This window comes from Acinetobacter sp. CAU_H_S139_7 (assembly GCF_058599305.1).
The window spans coordinates 1,488,992-1,503,567 of sequence record NZ_CM178651.1 but is presented as its reverse complement, the minus strand read 5'-3'; the positions used below and the strand labels follow the sequence as shown (position 1 = coordinate 1,503,567).

The following is a 14,576-nucleotide window of genomic DNA, read 5'->3' as shown; positions in this document are numbered from 1 at the left end:
TATCCTTTATAAACTCATCTTTTAATCTCTCTGGTACTAAATCAAGTAGTTCTAATGTCTTATTATCCCATGCTTTATGTCATAGGTATCTACACATCTTGATGTACCTAATGCAATTGTTGCGATTTCATTCAGTTCATCTATTGAATATTCTGAGAGCAGTTGAAGAGTGTTCAGTAAAATCGAAAGTCCTGCCAATATTGCAGGTGCACTTTCCAACTTACCTCTCTTCTGCTGTCGGCCTGAAAGACGGGCCAGAAATATACGAATTTTCTGATTTTGTTCATCTTCAGAACGCTGTATTCGCCAAGTCAGTACACACGCCATACTGCTGATCAGGAGCCGTCTTAAAATCGCTGCAGGTGTGGTCTGAAGCCATGATTCAACGTCATGGCCTGCCTGCTTCAGAAGCTTGAAATAGCACTCAATTGTCCAGCGCCAGTAATACCAGGTGGTTAATTCTACCGCATCAATCTCTGAAGAAACATTGCTGATCAGCGACCATCTCGCGACTGTTTTACCTTGAGCATCTTTCACCACAGCAACAATTAATCTGGCTGTAACTGCCTTGCCTGGCTGGGGAGCAACCCGTTGGCCTAAATCATCTTTTCTCTTCGGTTTTGCTGCACGCGTTATCCGAATATCGGTTTCTCCAACATGCAGCATATGCCTGTTTCCTTTATAAGCAATCGGCTTAACTTGCTGAGTTACTACTTTTTCTGCGACTTCTGCAACTTTGTAGGTTTCCCCTTGATGCTCAATCCGATGGCTTTCTTTGGCCCGAATCAACCATTTGAAACCATGGCTGCTGATTTCCCTCAAGTGGGCAATCGAGTCTCCTTCACGGTCAATGATATGGACTTTTGTTTTCTCAATCGGATACTGTTCAATCGTTTTGATTTGTTCTGCGAGTGAGTCCAAATGGGACTTGCGCTCGCTGTATTGTTCACTGAATGTGGAATAACAGCCGGATGCATCTGTTAGCGTCTGAGCTAATGGCGCAATTGGGAGCCCTGATGACGCATCGACAAGTAAACTGCTTTGCAATTCATAGCCTGAATTCGCCTCTGTTCTTTGAAGACGCCGAACCTTATGACTGTGCTTCACATACTGCAGTTGAGACCAGTCATGAACGATTAATGCATACTGATGCGGTGATGTCTTGATCTGTTCGCATGCAAGAAGCTTAATCGGCTGGTTTAATTGACTAAAAGAGATTTTATTATTATTCAGGAATCGCCAAACAGCCTGTGTAGTTGAGAAACTCGACTTTTGGGTAGAGGCCAGGTCTTTGATTGCGGGAGCAAGTGAAGCAAGAGGATTCATATTGAGTTTTACAAGGCTGTTATAACGTTTGACAAGACGCTGATCCAGACCAGAGATGTTAAATTGAAGAGCATGCTCTTCAATTTAACGCAAAGCTCGGAAATTGTGTAGATACCTATGGCTTTATGTAAAGCATAAGCTTTCATGTAAATGATTCTATCTGAGTTTCCAAAACGATCTGTAATCTCATATGGTATTTGAGAAGGCAAATATTTTGATAAAATTTGATATGCCTCAGTAGCTGAACAAAGTTCTTGCTTAAAAGCTACTTCTAAAAAACAAAGAATGGGAGTTATACCAATATCCAGTTTTACTTTATCGTAACTCAGTAGTTTTAAAATTCGTGAAAAATTCTCAGAATGGATAACGCAGTTCTTTAATTTAAGTATCTGTAGAGTACCTAAAGTAAAAAATAGGTTATTACCTGATTTATCTAATATTTGTTGTATAACTTCATGTTTATTAAGTTTAATCAACTCGTTAGTTGCAAGTTTAGCTACTTTATAACTTACACCTTTTGGACGCCATCTACGTAGCCAATTAATTGCATAGTCAACACCTTCTAAAGTTATTAGAGTAATAAAATAATCACTGAGTTCTTTATATTCTACATTTTGATTGTGTCGTTGTTTTTTTGGAAGTTTAAACCAACTAGTTAACCATTGATTTGCAATACGAAGCTTACTACGTGATTCTCCATGGAACTCTTCTCGATATGAGAGAAGTTTAGCCTCAGTAATATATTTCGAGCCATGCCATGAACCTCCTTTAAATATTTTTTCAGAGATTAAATCTAAAATTTGATGATCACTAAAAGTTGTACCAACTAAGTCTATATTTTCTTCAAGTAATTGGTGTTGCCTAGCCTCTGCGGCAACTTCTCCACCAGCTTTTAATGATAATTTAGCAACCTCTGTATATTTACCAAGTTTTAGACCAGCTTTAATTGCAAATTGCAGACGTTGTAATTCGACCTTTCTTTTTTCTAAGGGTGAATCACTTGGTAACATTTCAGAATTTAAAGAGAGTTCAACTAATTCCTCAAACTTACCTGCATCCATCAAGATTTGAGGTAGTACAGTTGCAGCATATACAGAATTTACAGAGAGAGGTTTAAGCTTCTGAATAAACTCATTCAGTATATTAATATCTTTTGGCTTGTAAATTTCACGGAACCAAGATTCAGTTGGCTCATCAACAAATTGAATATTATTGTCACTAAGACGAATTGGATGGCCACCTATATCAGAAATAATACTTCTTATTTGATCAGCTCTGATATTCGTTAAGTCAGATAAAATCTGCAGGGGAATTAATGGACGTAAAATAGCAATTGAAGTAAGGAGTAAATCAATTTCTGCTGATTCGGAATAGTTTTGTTCTTTAAAAATGGAAATTGCCTTATTTAACAAATCCTTAATTGTGTCTTCTACGCTTTTAGGCGTTCCACCGAAAAATGAAAGAATCTCATGCAAAGTCAAATTTTGTTCTAAAGCAATACTTTGGACTCGTGGATTGCCACTGGTAAGCCGATGAAATTCGATCACGTCTTGTGTCGAAACATCAGGATAATAGTTTAATAGATGTTGTTTTGTTTCATTTTCACTAAAGCCTTCTAAATAAAGAATTTCGATATCTTGTTTAGGCATTAAAAGCCCAACTCTATAAGGTCTCGCTAAAGCAATTATTTTAATATTTTGCGGTAGGGTTTCTTGCAATAAATCAGTTATAAAAGATCGACCATAATTAAATTCATCTGCTGCCATTTGTGAGTTATCTGCAGCATCAATAACAATGAATAGCTGCTTATTTTCATTAGAGAACCTTTCAGAAACCTGCTTTAATCTAAACAAAAATGCCTTTATATACTCGCTAGGACCAGCACTGGTTGTTGGTATTAGTGGATGACATAAGCCTAATCCAGCTAATTCATTTGCAATTTGAACTAACGCGATTTTATGTGTATGTCTCGCTGATGAAGATTGTCTGTAGTCACCATTACCAAAGCAGTCATAGACAATCGACAATGATCCAGAAGGGATATAGTTGTGTATTTGTGTACTTAATATTGATTTACCTACACCACCTTCAGCCTGAATAATAAATTTTTGACTATGTGATTCATTAATAGTATCTATTAGTGTTCTTACGATAGGTCTATCTACGATATTTTCTAACTGTTTGATTAAGTTTTTTACAGGGAATAAATCATCTGGATTTGTTTTAAGTGCCCGGAGTACATCGTATCGTGTAATTTCAGGTGTGTCTTTGTTTTCACTAAGTGCTTTGCGATGGATTAGTTCTTTTAATTCATTAGGAGCATTAACATCATCTCCAGGTAGATAGTAGGCAATATCTTGAGCAAGAATCTCCCTCTGAGCTATATAGTTGGGCTCTTGTGATGGAAATTTTACTAGCTTAATAAAATCTTCTAAATCTTTGCCCTTTAAATTAGTGTACAGCTCTAATTTTTCCAAATTAGTTGGTTTAGTAACTTTTCCAATTTCTTGTAGTTCGCAAATTGACTTGTAAAAGTCTTTACTTATTGCTCTATTAGAAATGAAATGGAATTCTAATTTTTTTAAAACCTCCTGTTTATTTTCAATAGTTAAAAATTTTTGATATCTTTTTGCAAAACCTTTTAGAGTTTTCTCTAAGTCACTTGGTTGAAATCTATCTTCCTCATGTACAGTAGTGTGTTTGAGTTGAGAGTAAATAATCTTAGAGGCTTCTGAAAACTTGTTTGATCCATAGTATTCACCTACATCTACAATTTCTTCACCCTCCTCAATTTCTTTTTGAAACTCAGACTTACTGGGACCTTCAATAGTTAGAACGTCTAATCCTGATAGTGGATTTAAAAGAAGAAGAGCTTTTCTAGCAGCCCATAAATAATGAAAATAATCACCATCTCTACTTGCTCTAACTAAATCTGCATTTCCCATTATTTTACCTATTTTACCCAATAATATTTTGCAAAAAAAATACTTATAATTTTGTCAATTCACTAAAAATTTTGTTCATGGATTAAAATTTTAAGTACCATAAATTAGTAAAAAAATTTATATCAATTAAAGTGTTGAGTAGCTACGAGATTGGAAATACCACCATTCATAAATGCATTCCAAACTTGGTCAATTTTGCTTTTAATTTCGCCTGTAATCACTTAGAAGACTCCCGAATCTCTTTGATATCTATTGTGTTGGATTTGAATGAGAAATGCTATGGGGAAATAATGGGATACGACATCATTTGACCTTCGCAGATGTTTATTCTTAGGTAAAAAATATTAAACTGAATAATCTAAAAAGTTGATTTTGAAATAGTAGATCTCTTTCATAAATCAAAAAACGATCTTCTTTTTGGTTAATATTTGCACTCCAGATTTCTTAGCATTCGTGCATAATCTGCGGATGAAATACATCGATTCAAACAAGCTTTCTGATCCTCAGTTCAAGCGATACACAGGCATCTCATGGTCAACTTTCTATTTGATGGTTGAGCAATTGCAAAAGCATGTCCCTGCCAAAGGCAGACCGCCCAAGTTAAGCCTGGAGGATCAGGTTCTGCTCTGTCTGAGCTATTGGCGGGAATACCGAACCTTATTTCACGTTGCGACGAGTTACGGGGTTTCAGAGCCCACAGCCTCAAGAATTGTCCGTCATGTTGAAGACTGCCTGATTCGGTCCAATCTGTTTAATTTACCCAAAGATTTACCCGAGGGCGAAGGCATCGACTGGAATGTTGTGATCGTGGATGCCACGGAAATTCCAATCCAAAGGCCTAAAAAAACAGAAGAAAAGCTATAGCGGCAAGAAAAAGACCCATACCTTTAAAGTACAGGCCATGATTCACTACAAAACTCAGCAAATTCTGAGTTTATGTACCAGTCGCGGTGCAGTGCATGATTTCGAGTTGTTCAAACGCAATTTAAACCAGATTCCTTTTGGGGCTTTTATCCTTGCAGATAAAGGCTATCAGGGGATTTATGTGTTGTATCCGAATAGCCTGTTGCCATTAAAAGCCAAAAGACACTGTAAATTGGATCCTGAATTGAAAATCTATAATCAAGAAATCAATAAAAGAAGAATCGGAATTGAGAATGTATTTGGCAGCCTGAAAACCTTCAAAATCCTTGCTGAGCGTTATCGAAATAGAGGTAAAAGGCTTGGTTTGAGATTCAATTTAATCGCTGGAATTTACAACTTGGAACTGAGCAAAAAATGATTTATGAAAGAGGTCTAGTATGAAGATTGAACCTAAGATAATAATATTTGATGCTTTTGGTACGCTTGTAAAAATTGGTACAAGCCGATCACCATATCGTAAATTAATGAAATGGCTAAAAACTAATGGGAGAAAACCAAGCCCTAACGATGCAAGTATCATCATGTCAAAAGCTGTCGATATTGCACAATTAGCTCTGCATTTTGGACAAGTAATTCCTAAACATCTTTTAAATGAGATCAATGATGATCTTCAATTTAAGTTAAATACGATTGAACTCTTTGAAGATACGATACCTACGCTACAAATTTAAAAAAAACATGGTTTTAAAATTGCGCTTTGTTCCAATTTAGCACTGCCTTACGGTGAACGACTTAAAACACTTTTGCCTAGCCTATTTGATGTCGTTGTTTTTAGTTATGAATGATCCTAGCCAAAATAATGGACAGTACTTCCCTCTAAAGATAACGTAACGTTAACTTTGGAGATACAAGAAATGGCCAAACGTTTTAGTCCTGAATTTAAACAGCAAGCAATTGATTATGCACTTTCAAACTCACACGAGTCTGTAGCTGCAATCGCCCAGAAATTAGGTGTGGGTTATTCAACATTAGATAAATGGATTCGTGAAACCAATCCGGCAGGTTCAAGCAAACGTCAACTTTCACCAGAACAACAGCGGATCCTAGAATTAGAGAAAGAAGTCAAACAGCTCAGGGAAGCCAATGACATCTTAAAAAAAGCGCATGTGTACTTTCTGACAGATCATGCCAAGAAAAGTACACGGTAATTCAAGATCTAGCTGTGAATGGAGTCACTGTATCTTCTGTCTGTAAATGCCTGGGTGTCAGCACTTCAGGCTATTATGCCTGGCGAAAACGCCAGGCCAATACAGCGCAAAAATATAATGATTTAAAAGCCGTATATTGGCAGCATCATGCACGATTGGGTGCACCTTCATTGGCACATGACATGCATGATTTAGGTTACAGCATGAGTGAACGAACCGTTGGAAGAATGCTTAAAAAGCTTGGTTTACGTAGCAGGATTGCACGTAGATACAAGCATACGACAGATTCAAACCATCGTTTGCCTACAGCACCAAATCTGTTGGAGCGTCAATTTACAGTCATTCAGCCTAACAAGGTTTGGACAACGGATATCACCTACATCCGTACCACGCAAGGTTGGCTGTATTTATGTGTGATGCTGGATCTATTTAGTCGTCGTATTGTGGGTTGGCAAACCAGCCATCGAATAGACCGTCAATTGGTGTGTGATGCATTTAATTATGCAATGGCTCGTCAGGGTTATCCAACGGGTGTCATGGTGCATTCGGATCAAGGCTCACAGTACTGTAGTCGTGATTTTAGGGCGCTATTATTAACGAATAACTGTATTCAAAGTATGTCACGCAGGGGGAACTGTTGGGATAATGCAGTGACCGAAAGCTTCTTTCATACATTGAAAGGTCATGTGATACATGGCAGTGTGTTTGCCACTCGAAAAGAGGCGAATGCTGTCTTGTTTGACTATATTGAGATTTATTACAATCGGGTCAGAAGGCATTCCGCAAACGGCTGGTTAAGCCCAGAAGCCTTTGAACAGAAATATTTTAAGAGTTTAGAGGGACCGACTGTCCACAATACTGTCTAGGATCAGAAGTCGCAGCGATAAAGCCTGAGCAGCAAATTTACGAGGTGATTAAGGCACATTTCGACTGTGTAATGTCAGAAATGTTATTTATTGGAGATCACCCAGTTTTAGATGTGGAAAAACCGATTTCATTAGGAATGAATGCACGCTTGATTCAACGTGTTAAAGGGGAACAGCTGTCGGATGTAATAGGTGATTTAACCTCCCGGAAGTTGTGTGATTCATAGACACCTATTATATTGAAATGATGTCTATGAATCACACATATGAGTAACATTTATTTAAGTAAGATTACTCATTCAAATGTTGTTTAAGAGCTGATTAAATTCATCTTTAACTTTCAAATATTGCATTTGCTTTTCTTGCAGTAATGCGAGCTCACGCTCAAGATCTAACTGCTCAACTTCAATATGGACATCAAAATATTCGGCACAGTGTAAGCTATATTTATTGGCTTTGACCTGTTGGATACTGACATCTTTTGACCACTCAGTCTCTTGATCAACCGAGAGCAGTTCCTTTATTTTCTCTGCATCATTCAGGCTTAAATGAAGCTTTCTACGCTGACGCTCACCAAAACTTCGAGCATCGACTAAACGAATGGTCTCTTTAACTTTGGCTTTATTCAAAATAAGTAAACTCATTTCAATATTTGAATCAGCCAACATACCAGCCGGTAGTAAAACAACAGCCTCCACCCAGTTCAATTGAACCAATTTTTCTCGAAGTTCTGCATCATACCCACCTCTGAATAGCCAGCCAGGGATAATCTGAAGATATGCTTTACCATGTGCATTTAGGTTGTACAGAGCTTGCTGAATCCATAAACTTTCAGATGCACTACTAGGAATACGAGCAGCAATAAACAATTCTTTTAAATAATTTTGTCCAGCTACAAAGGATTCAGACACCCTCATGTTAATCGGTGGCGTACTAACTACCACATCGACCCCAAGGCTTGAAGTACCATCACTTAATGAATCTGACTGCTGAATATCTGCCTCTTTCTCACTTAACGCATAAAGCAGTTTTGCCATCCCTACCGTTGCTTCATTGATATCACGTAATATGGGCTTTTGAGTATTAAGCTCGTGTGCTAATAATCCTAGACCACATGCCCCATCGTAAAGTTTTTTATCCTCTACTGAGCCAACGACCACTTTAAAAACATTGAGGATATTTTGTGAATCAATATTAAACATGTCCCAATTTTTATTTGAATTAAGTGCAAAAGCTTTTAATACTTCAAAAGCTTTTTCACCATAATTTTGATTATTCGGACACTCTTCCCGCAGGCTTAAAAACACCTGAACAATATTCACAAGCTGATTGGCGTTCCAACGAATTACATCCTTTGAAAACCAGTGTAATTCTTTTTCCGCTACAAAATCAGAAATAAAAGTTGAGATGTTATCTTGTGTGGATAACAGAATATTTTCACTTTCATCTTTATGCTGTTTTACAAGATAAGCAATCAAAGTAAATAGCTCTAATGCATCACTACGTGTCATCGTGCCTGTCATAGTCGATAAGGCATCTAAATATTCGACTGTATTTTTCATTTTTAATTTCCTATTTAGGCCATCAACTTTTGAAAAGCGGCATTGGTTGCTTTAATTTGTTGAACTTTCAGTTGCTCTATTGCATGCAAGACTTGATTATTTTTGTGAAATACTTCTGCCAATTTATGCTGTATGCCTAAGTCTGGTACTGAAATTTCAATATCCTTTAGACTACTCACAGGAATATTCATAATCGTCGTACCTTTATTCAGACTATTGAGTACTGCTTGACCATATTCACTGTTTAAGAAAACAGTTAAAAATTCTGGTAAAGCAACTTCCGAATCTACCTTGATGACTAGACATGTTGCAGGAGCAAATAAATTTAATTTTTCCTGTTCCGCAGTCACAATTGAAGCTCGTAGATTTGTGCCCTTTGATAAAAAAACAATGTCACCTTCTTTTAATTTCTTTTTTTCAATAAGCTCCTCATCGACAAATACTGTTTTCTTTGTACGAGTATTTACATCCAGAGAACCTTTATCGTTTAGGCTTTGACCTGTCAATAAACTGACTTGGATTAAATTCTCTTCATGAGTATCATTGAATTTATTGATTCCAACTGTAATACTTGAACATATTTCATTTAGTTTCACAATTACTCCAAATATAGTTTTAACAAAACTATTTTTAAATTTCCTTAAGCAAATAGTAGCTCTCGCAAACCACTTTGTAAATAGTTTTATTAAAACTTTTTTTAATTAAAGCAAGAAAACTTCTTAATCGATAGCTTAAATATTGAAATGTCGAGTAAGCAGTAACCTTAACTTAACAACTTCAATTATGAGCTGAAGTAAATATATCCATTATTTTTTGCTTGAACGTACGCCCACTCAGCCACCTTATGTGAGCGTTCTTTATCGGTCAGAAATCCCAACACAGAAATTCGATCCACAATAATCAAATCCTGTTCTTCATTACGCTCTTGCCACTTATGCAAAAACTCATCTGATGCCAGTAAATTACTTTTCTTAGAATTACAACTTGAATCAGCAAGTACAAAGTTGTGCCCTGTGTCAGATGGATACATAGACCATGGAATGAAATGATCAACGGCGTAATTGCCATTGCGCATCGGTTTATTGCAGTAGAAGCATTTATAGTCTTGTAGGTCGACCAATACATTTGCTACCGCATTCAACTGGTTTCTACTCGGCTCAAACATGAATTGTTCAAGATTCGGCAACTGATTCAAAATAGATGCATTGCTGCTGTTCTTACGGATATAGTCAATCCAACGTTTCTGGCAAAGCTCTTCGATGATTTCACTGAACTGTCGTAAGCAAAACATGACTTGCGGTAGAAGAATAAGTTGCTTTCCACACCGATCAAGCTGATATAAAAACTCAAAATTTTGACCATTTATGTTTTGTAGATAACGGACTGGCATGTCTTTTACAGTACGAGCCACATCTTTAACGAGCTTTAACCACACAAATGAATCTCGTCTTAACAGTCCAAGGGATGAGTAACTCTGACGAAGCCCAATGATTCGATTTACAATCGCTGCTTGCTTACCATTATTCTGATTTAAAATCAGCTGCCCTTCATCATTAAAGGTATAGGGTACTGCTTGCTTCCAATACAGCTCGATAAACTTCTCAGCGATATCCGTATATTCGAGTAATAGACTCTCACCTGAATCTTCACCTTTTTCAATAGCTAATCGGCTTAGGCTAATCAGCAATGCAAATTTATAGGTGCTACTAAAACTACCCGACTGTAAAATCAGCTGAATATTTTTTAGAAATTTAAGTTGTTCTTGTGCAGTAGGTATATGCACATTAATCCTCTACTAAATAGATAATATAATTTGGATCATTCATTAAACATAGTCAAAGTATTCACCAAGTTTAATTCCCGACAAAGCATGAAATTCGTCTGCTCGAATAACCTTTCAAACACAGGATGTCCCGATAATTGCTGAGTACCCCGAAATGGATGATCCCGATATTCTGGCATTACCGGAAACTCTGCATTCCTCACTCTCAGCTCAAAGCTCAATGCATCAAACCAGTCTTTATCAAAGCTCTTGTCTTGAAGTTTAACCAGCTCATTTGCTGCTATCGGGTACGTCACCCAGAGCTTACGCATCATGCCCTGTTGTTCAACTTCTTTCGTGTAGCTATCTGTTTCTGATTCAAGAACAGCAGAAATCATATTTGTGATCTCTCTGATATGCTTTTGAATGTTCTTATAGGCATTCAACTGAGGGAATCTCATCTGCACGGCGATCAACTCATTCAGGAATGTCCTTAATGAATCCTGTGAGAAATTGTCATTGGCAATATCAAACGACTCCTTGTTACCGAAGTTCGAGCGATCTTCCATAATCACAGGACCACAGATATAGATATTTTCAGGAATGGTCAAAGCATCTTCCTGATCGCTAATGGTGAGTAGTCTAGACTTAAGCGAATGATGGTCCCGGCACCATTTCTCGTAGAACTGAAGTTCTTTTAACTCAGGCGTTAATGTCGGCGTGTAAAAACTTCGGTATTTGTTGGTCTTAGTGCTATAGGTAGAACTGAGCTTATTTGCTGAGTAAACCGTTTGGGCCTTCTCTACTACAGCCTTAAGCCTTCCAACCAATTCACCCTCGGTTGCAGCAATCTTATAAAGAACACTATTCACGTCCTTCATAAAATCCCTGATCAAAGAAGCCAGCCCCGGTTTATCACTGGCCTTATTCTTCACCTCACCAATTGGGATCATGGCAATTTGAGTTTTTTTGAAGCCAGCATCCCCAGTGATACGAGTGTATAAAGTCCCACGAATAAGCATGAAAATTGAGAGCATATCCAGTGAGCTCTTAACTTTATATTCAAGCTCTGTCTGAGTTTCATCATTAGATACCAAGTAGAAATCTTCTACCAGAATCGTCAGCAGACGATCACGTTCATCGCCGTTGACCCACTCATTTTTCTCTTTATCCAAATATCCACCACGTCCCCGGTAAACAAGCTGGGCGATTTCCATTAAAGAGGCTTCAATTGCGAAACGAGGCATGGCAGCAATGATTGAATCACAGTTTGGGAATGAAATCCCCCTAGCCGCAGTCGAAGTAATCAGTACGACTTGCAATTTCTCTTTGCGATCCAGCAACTCTGAACGGTGGTATCCCATTAACTGGCTATCAAAAATGCCAATCTTGGAGCGTTCAACCACTCCTTCATCGACTAATGCATCTCTGAGTGCGGCCAATGCATTTTTATCCTGAGCAAAGTAGATAACTTGCTTTTTACCATCTTCAAGATTCTTTTGGATAAGCTCGATAGCAGTCTGTTGAGTCCTTTCCCCAGCTTTCTGGCGAAATAAATGAGTCAGGTTCTTATCCAAGCCAAAATCATCTGTTTCAGGGACTACGGCGTATTGCTTGAGCATATATTGGATTTTAAGATCACTTGCCGGGTAACAGTTCGCCATGATATGGATACTAGAGCGAACACAGTTACCATCATCCAGATCTGCAGTCTGCATCTTGAATGGGAAATTACCCAAAGATGGAGAGATGAACATTTTTGCTGGTAACTGATCCTGTTTCTTCATGTAGTTCTGGATTGCATTCACATTACTGAGGGATGCATCAGCAAGAATCACAGTCACCGTAAATGGTGAATTACCTTGAAACGGTTCAATGAAGTTTTTGGAAAGGAATTTCAGCATCTCATTGATAAAAGTACGTGTGCCTGAATCCCCTGTAATTTCATCAAACATCACCACAATGTTAGGGAACTTTTTGGCAAACTCTCTACGTTCGATTTTGGCCTCTGTCGGCTTCTTATCGATTTTGTATTGGAACATTTTTTCCAACCCATCCAAACTGGAAGCTGCCACAATTTTATTTTGGGTTTCCCTTGGGTTTCGTGGTCCAGCTGGGGTGGTGTTATATGGCATGAATGCCTGACTTGCTACAGTCATCGTCAGCTTATTGAGCTCTGGATGGAACCCAAGCAATTGCTGGGTCGCTTCCCCTAATGAATCAAACACTCTAGCAAACTTCTTATTGGTTGCCGTAATTTTAGATTCTGAGGTATTGGCATAGCGTCTATTGGCATTTGCATTCTGTTCCAGGTCTTTGAGCTTCCGGTATTCATCTTGTTTGAACAATAGAACACTTGAGCCATGATCTATCTTCAGATTTTCAACACCACCCACAATAGCGGCACCACGAGCATTCACCTTACAATCCTTGTTGTGAATCTTCGAATAGATTTGCTGTGCCTGTGTCACCACATCACTGTTACTGGTAATCGTGGCTGAGATTTTAGATAAATCACCCACCACATCATCGTTAATCAACACTCGCGGACTGGTATAAAAGAAAAAAAAGCCTTCCAAATCTGCCAGCAAAGTCTTAACGCTCGATGTTTTCCCAATCCCCGGCGTACCAGTCAAACAGATGAAATTCACCCGACCTTGTTTACTTTCCTTCAGTGCCAGTACTACGGCGCATTTATGCAAATCACGTAAGGTGAATGAAGTTTTATTCTCAATTCTTCCCTTACGAATTGTTTTAAACTCAGCCAGCACCATCTCTTTAAGTTTTTGGTTATGGTCTTCGTCATCGACTTGCCGATCTATCAAGTCAAAAACCCACTCTAAAGCCAGTGGCTGGTTAGGATTCACAAAATCCTTAAGCCTTTCGGTAATAGTGAAAGTAAGATCCTGACCGTAGGAAATATCGCTAATATTTTTGGACACGATTTCCGAGATGTTTTTGACAGGTTCATTCACCAGATAATTCAGAATCTCAACTTGCAGTTTCGTACGTTCATCCATATCGTCCAGACTCAGAACGTTATCCTGATACTCCTTGCCCAGCTGATACATAATTTCCAGCTCTGGGGATTTATCTTTATCCGCAAATTCAGCAGAAATGTATTCACTTCCCCGGCTGGTAATCGCCATCACACTCAGACGAATATTTGGCATGTCATCTTGTTCAAACTTCCATTTAAAAGAATCAACAAAAGTGGTTGCATACGAGCAGCCTTGCGCCATCTTAAATAGGACTTTTTCCTTACGAACATAGGCTCTCAAGTATTCACGTAGTTTTTTTGAGAACTTAAATGGGATCTCTTGAGCTTCTGCATTCACGTATGAGAAAACACTTTGGGATTCAAAATGTTTGATGTAACGCTTGTACTCTTGCAAATAGGTACAAGAATCCTTGGCGTTGAATTGTTCTGGTTCACCTAAAACGTAAAATAATGAATATTCCTGAACCAGCACATGATAGTTGGATTTGACTTTGATTACCGCCAGGAAATCAGCACGACCAAACATACCCTTACCAAACATTTTAGCGTGGGTAAGACTGAATTGTTGATTCCATGTTTCCAACGCCTTCTCCTTGAAGGCTTTAATAGCAATATGTTCTTCCTCAGTTGTGTAGTCATCTACAATGGTCTGGGTTATATCATTTGGCATTGTCAGTGGACACCAAATGCCAGATAAGCTCCAATTTGGTCTTGCATTCGCCGTTTTAGCCCTTGCAATACCTTTTGGCTTGATCTTTCTTAGAAACTCACGAGTATTGGTATAACCATGCCCGAATCCAGTTTTTATCAATTGCTGAAAATAGCTTTCGATATTTTCATGGATAGCGGCATTAATGACATCGCTATATAGCGCTTCCTTCATTTCCTGAAAGACATCAGCAATCTGTTTACTATTCCATTCTGCTACTACAGGATGGCTGGCTGATAATAGCTTTGCATCAAGCAAAGCCATAATCGAACCACGTTTAACAGCGATCTCATAAACCTCGCCCCAAACTTTGGCTTCATTGTTCACCACGAC

9 protein-coding genes and 2 pseudogenes are annotated in these 14,576 nt (G+C 38.1%); 5 read left to right on the top strand and 6 right to left on the bottom strand.

The features are described 5' to 3' along the window. Positions 1-51: 51 nt before the first annotated feature. A complete protein-coding gene (locus tag AC4MC0_RS07375; protein WP_491887429.1) occupies positions 52-1,326 on the bottom strand; it encodes a transposase in 1,275 nt (424 codons plus the stop codon). A gap of 8 nt (positions 1,327-1,334) precedes the next feature. After that, on the bottom strand, positions 1,335-4,271 hold the full coding sequence (locus AC4MC0_RS07370; RefSeq protein ID WP_491887428.1) for a P-loop domain-containing protein: 2,937 nt from the start codon (positions 4,269-4,271) through the stop codon (positions 1,335-1,337). A gap of 468 nt (positions 4,272-4,739) precedes the next feature. On the opposite strand from AC4MC0_RS07370, the gene AC4MC0_RS07365 reads away from it, so the two are divergent. The 5 genes and pseudogenes from AC4MC0_RS07365 to AC4MC0_RS07345 all read left to right on the top strand — a co-directional run. Then, on the top strand, positions 4,740-5,135 hold the full coding sequence (locus AC4MC0_RS07365) for a transposase family protein (protein WP_171327174.1): 396 nt from the start codon (positions 4,740-4,742) through the stop codon (positions 5,133-5,135). Continuing rightward, on the top strand, positions 5,083-5,553 hold the full coding sequence (locus AC4MC0_RS07360) for a transposase family protein (protein WP_104794874.1): 471 nt from the start codon (positions 5,083-5,085) through the stop codon (positions 5,551-5,553). Before AC4MC0_RS07365 ends, AC4MC0_RS07360 begins: the two co-directional genes overlap by 53 nt. 19 nt (positions 5,554-5,572) lie before the next feature. Next, a pseudogene (locus tag AC4MC0_RS07355) lies at positions 5,573-5,977 on the top strand (HAD family hydrolase); the annotation flags it as partial. A 72-nt stretch (positions 5,978-6,049) separates the two neighbouring features. Next, positions 6,050-7,209, top strand: a protein-coding gene (locus AC4MC0_RS07350; RefSeq protein ID WP_104794875.1) for an IS3 family transposase whose coding sequence is annotated in 2 segments (ribosomal slippage) — positions 6,050-6,284 and positions 6,284-7,209 — 1,161 coding nt in all. Because the reading frame shifts where the segments join, the coding sequence is not laid out codon by codon here. A gap of 5 nt (positions 7,210-7,214) precedes the next feature. Beyond that, positions 7,215-7,436: pseudogene (locus AC4MC0_RS07345) on the top strand (HAD family hydrolase); the annotation flags it as partial. 72 nt (positions 7,437-7,508) lie between these two features. On the opposite strand, the gene AC4MC0_RS07340 reads toward AC4MC0_RS07345, so the two are convergent. The 4 genes from AC4MC0_RS07340 to AC4MC0_RS07325 form a co-directional block, all read right to left on the bottom strand. Further along, on the bottom strand, positions 7,509-8,771 hold the full coding sequence (locus AC4MC0_RS07340; RefSeq protein ID WP_104794876.1) for an HsdM family class I SAM-dependent methyltransferase: 1,263 nt from the start codon (positions 8,769-8,771) through the stop codon (positions 7,509-7,511). Between the two features lie 14 nt (positions 8,772-8,785). Next, positions 8,786-9,367 carry a restriction endonuclease subunit S gene (locus tag AC4MC0_RS07335; RefSeq protein ID WP_491887427.1) on the bottom strand — a complete coding sequence of 194 codons (582 nt, stop codon included), beginning with the start codon at positions 9,365-9,367 and terminating at the stop codon, positions 8,786-8,788. 185 nt (positions 9,368-9,552) lie between these two features. Continuing rightward, entirely contained in the window at positions 9,553-10,554 is a 1,002-nt protein-coding gene (locus AC4MC0_RS07330; protein ID WP_394803853.1) for an HNH endonuclease, read from the bottom strand. 35 nt (positions 10,555-10,589) lie between these two features. After that, positions 10,590-14,573, bottom strand: a complete 3,984-nt coding sequence (locus AC4MC0_RS07325; RefSeq protein ID WP_104794878.1) for a P-loop NTPase family protein — start codon at positions 14,571-14,573, stop codon at positions 10,590-10,592. Between the last annotated feature and the right edge of the window lie 3 nt (positions 14,574-14,576).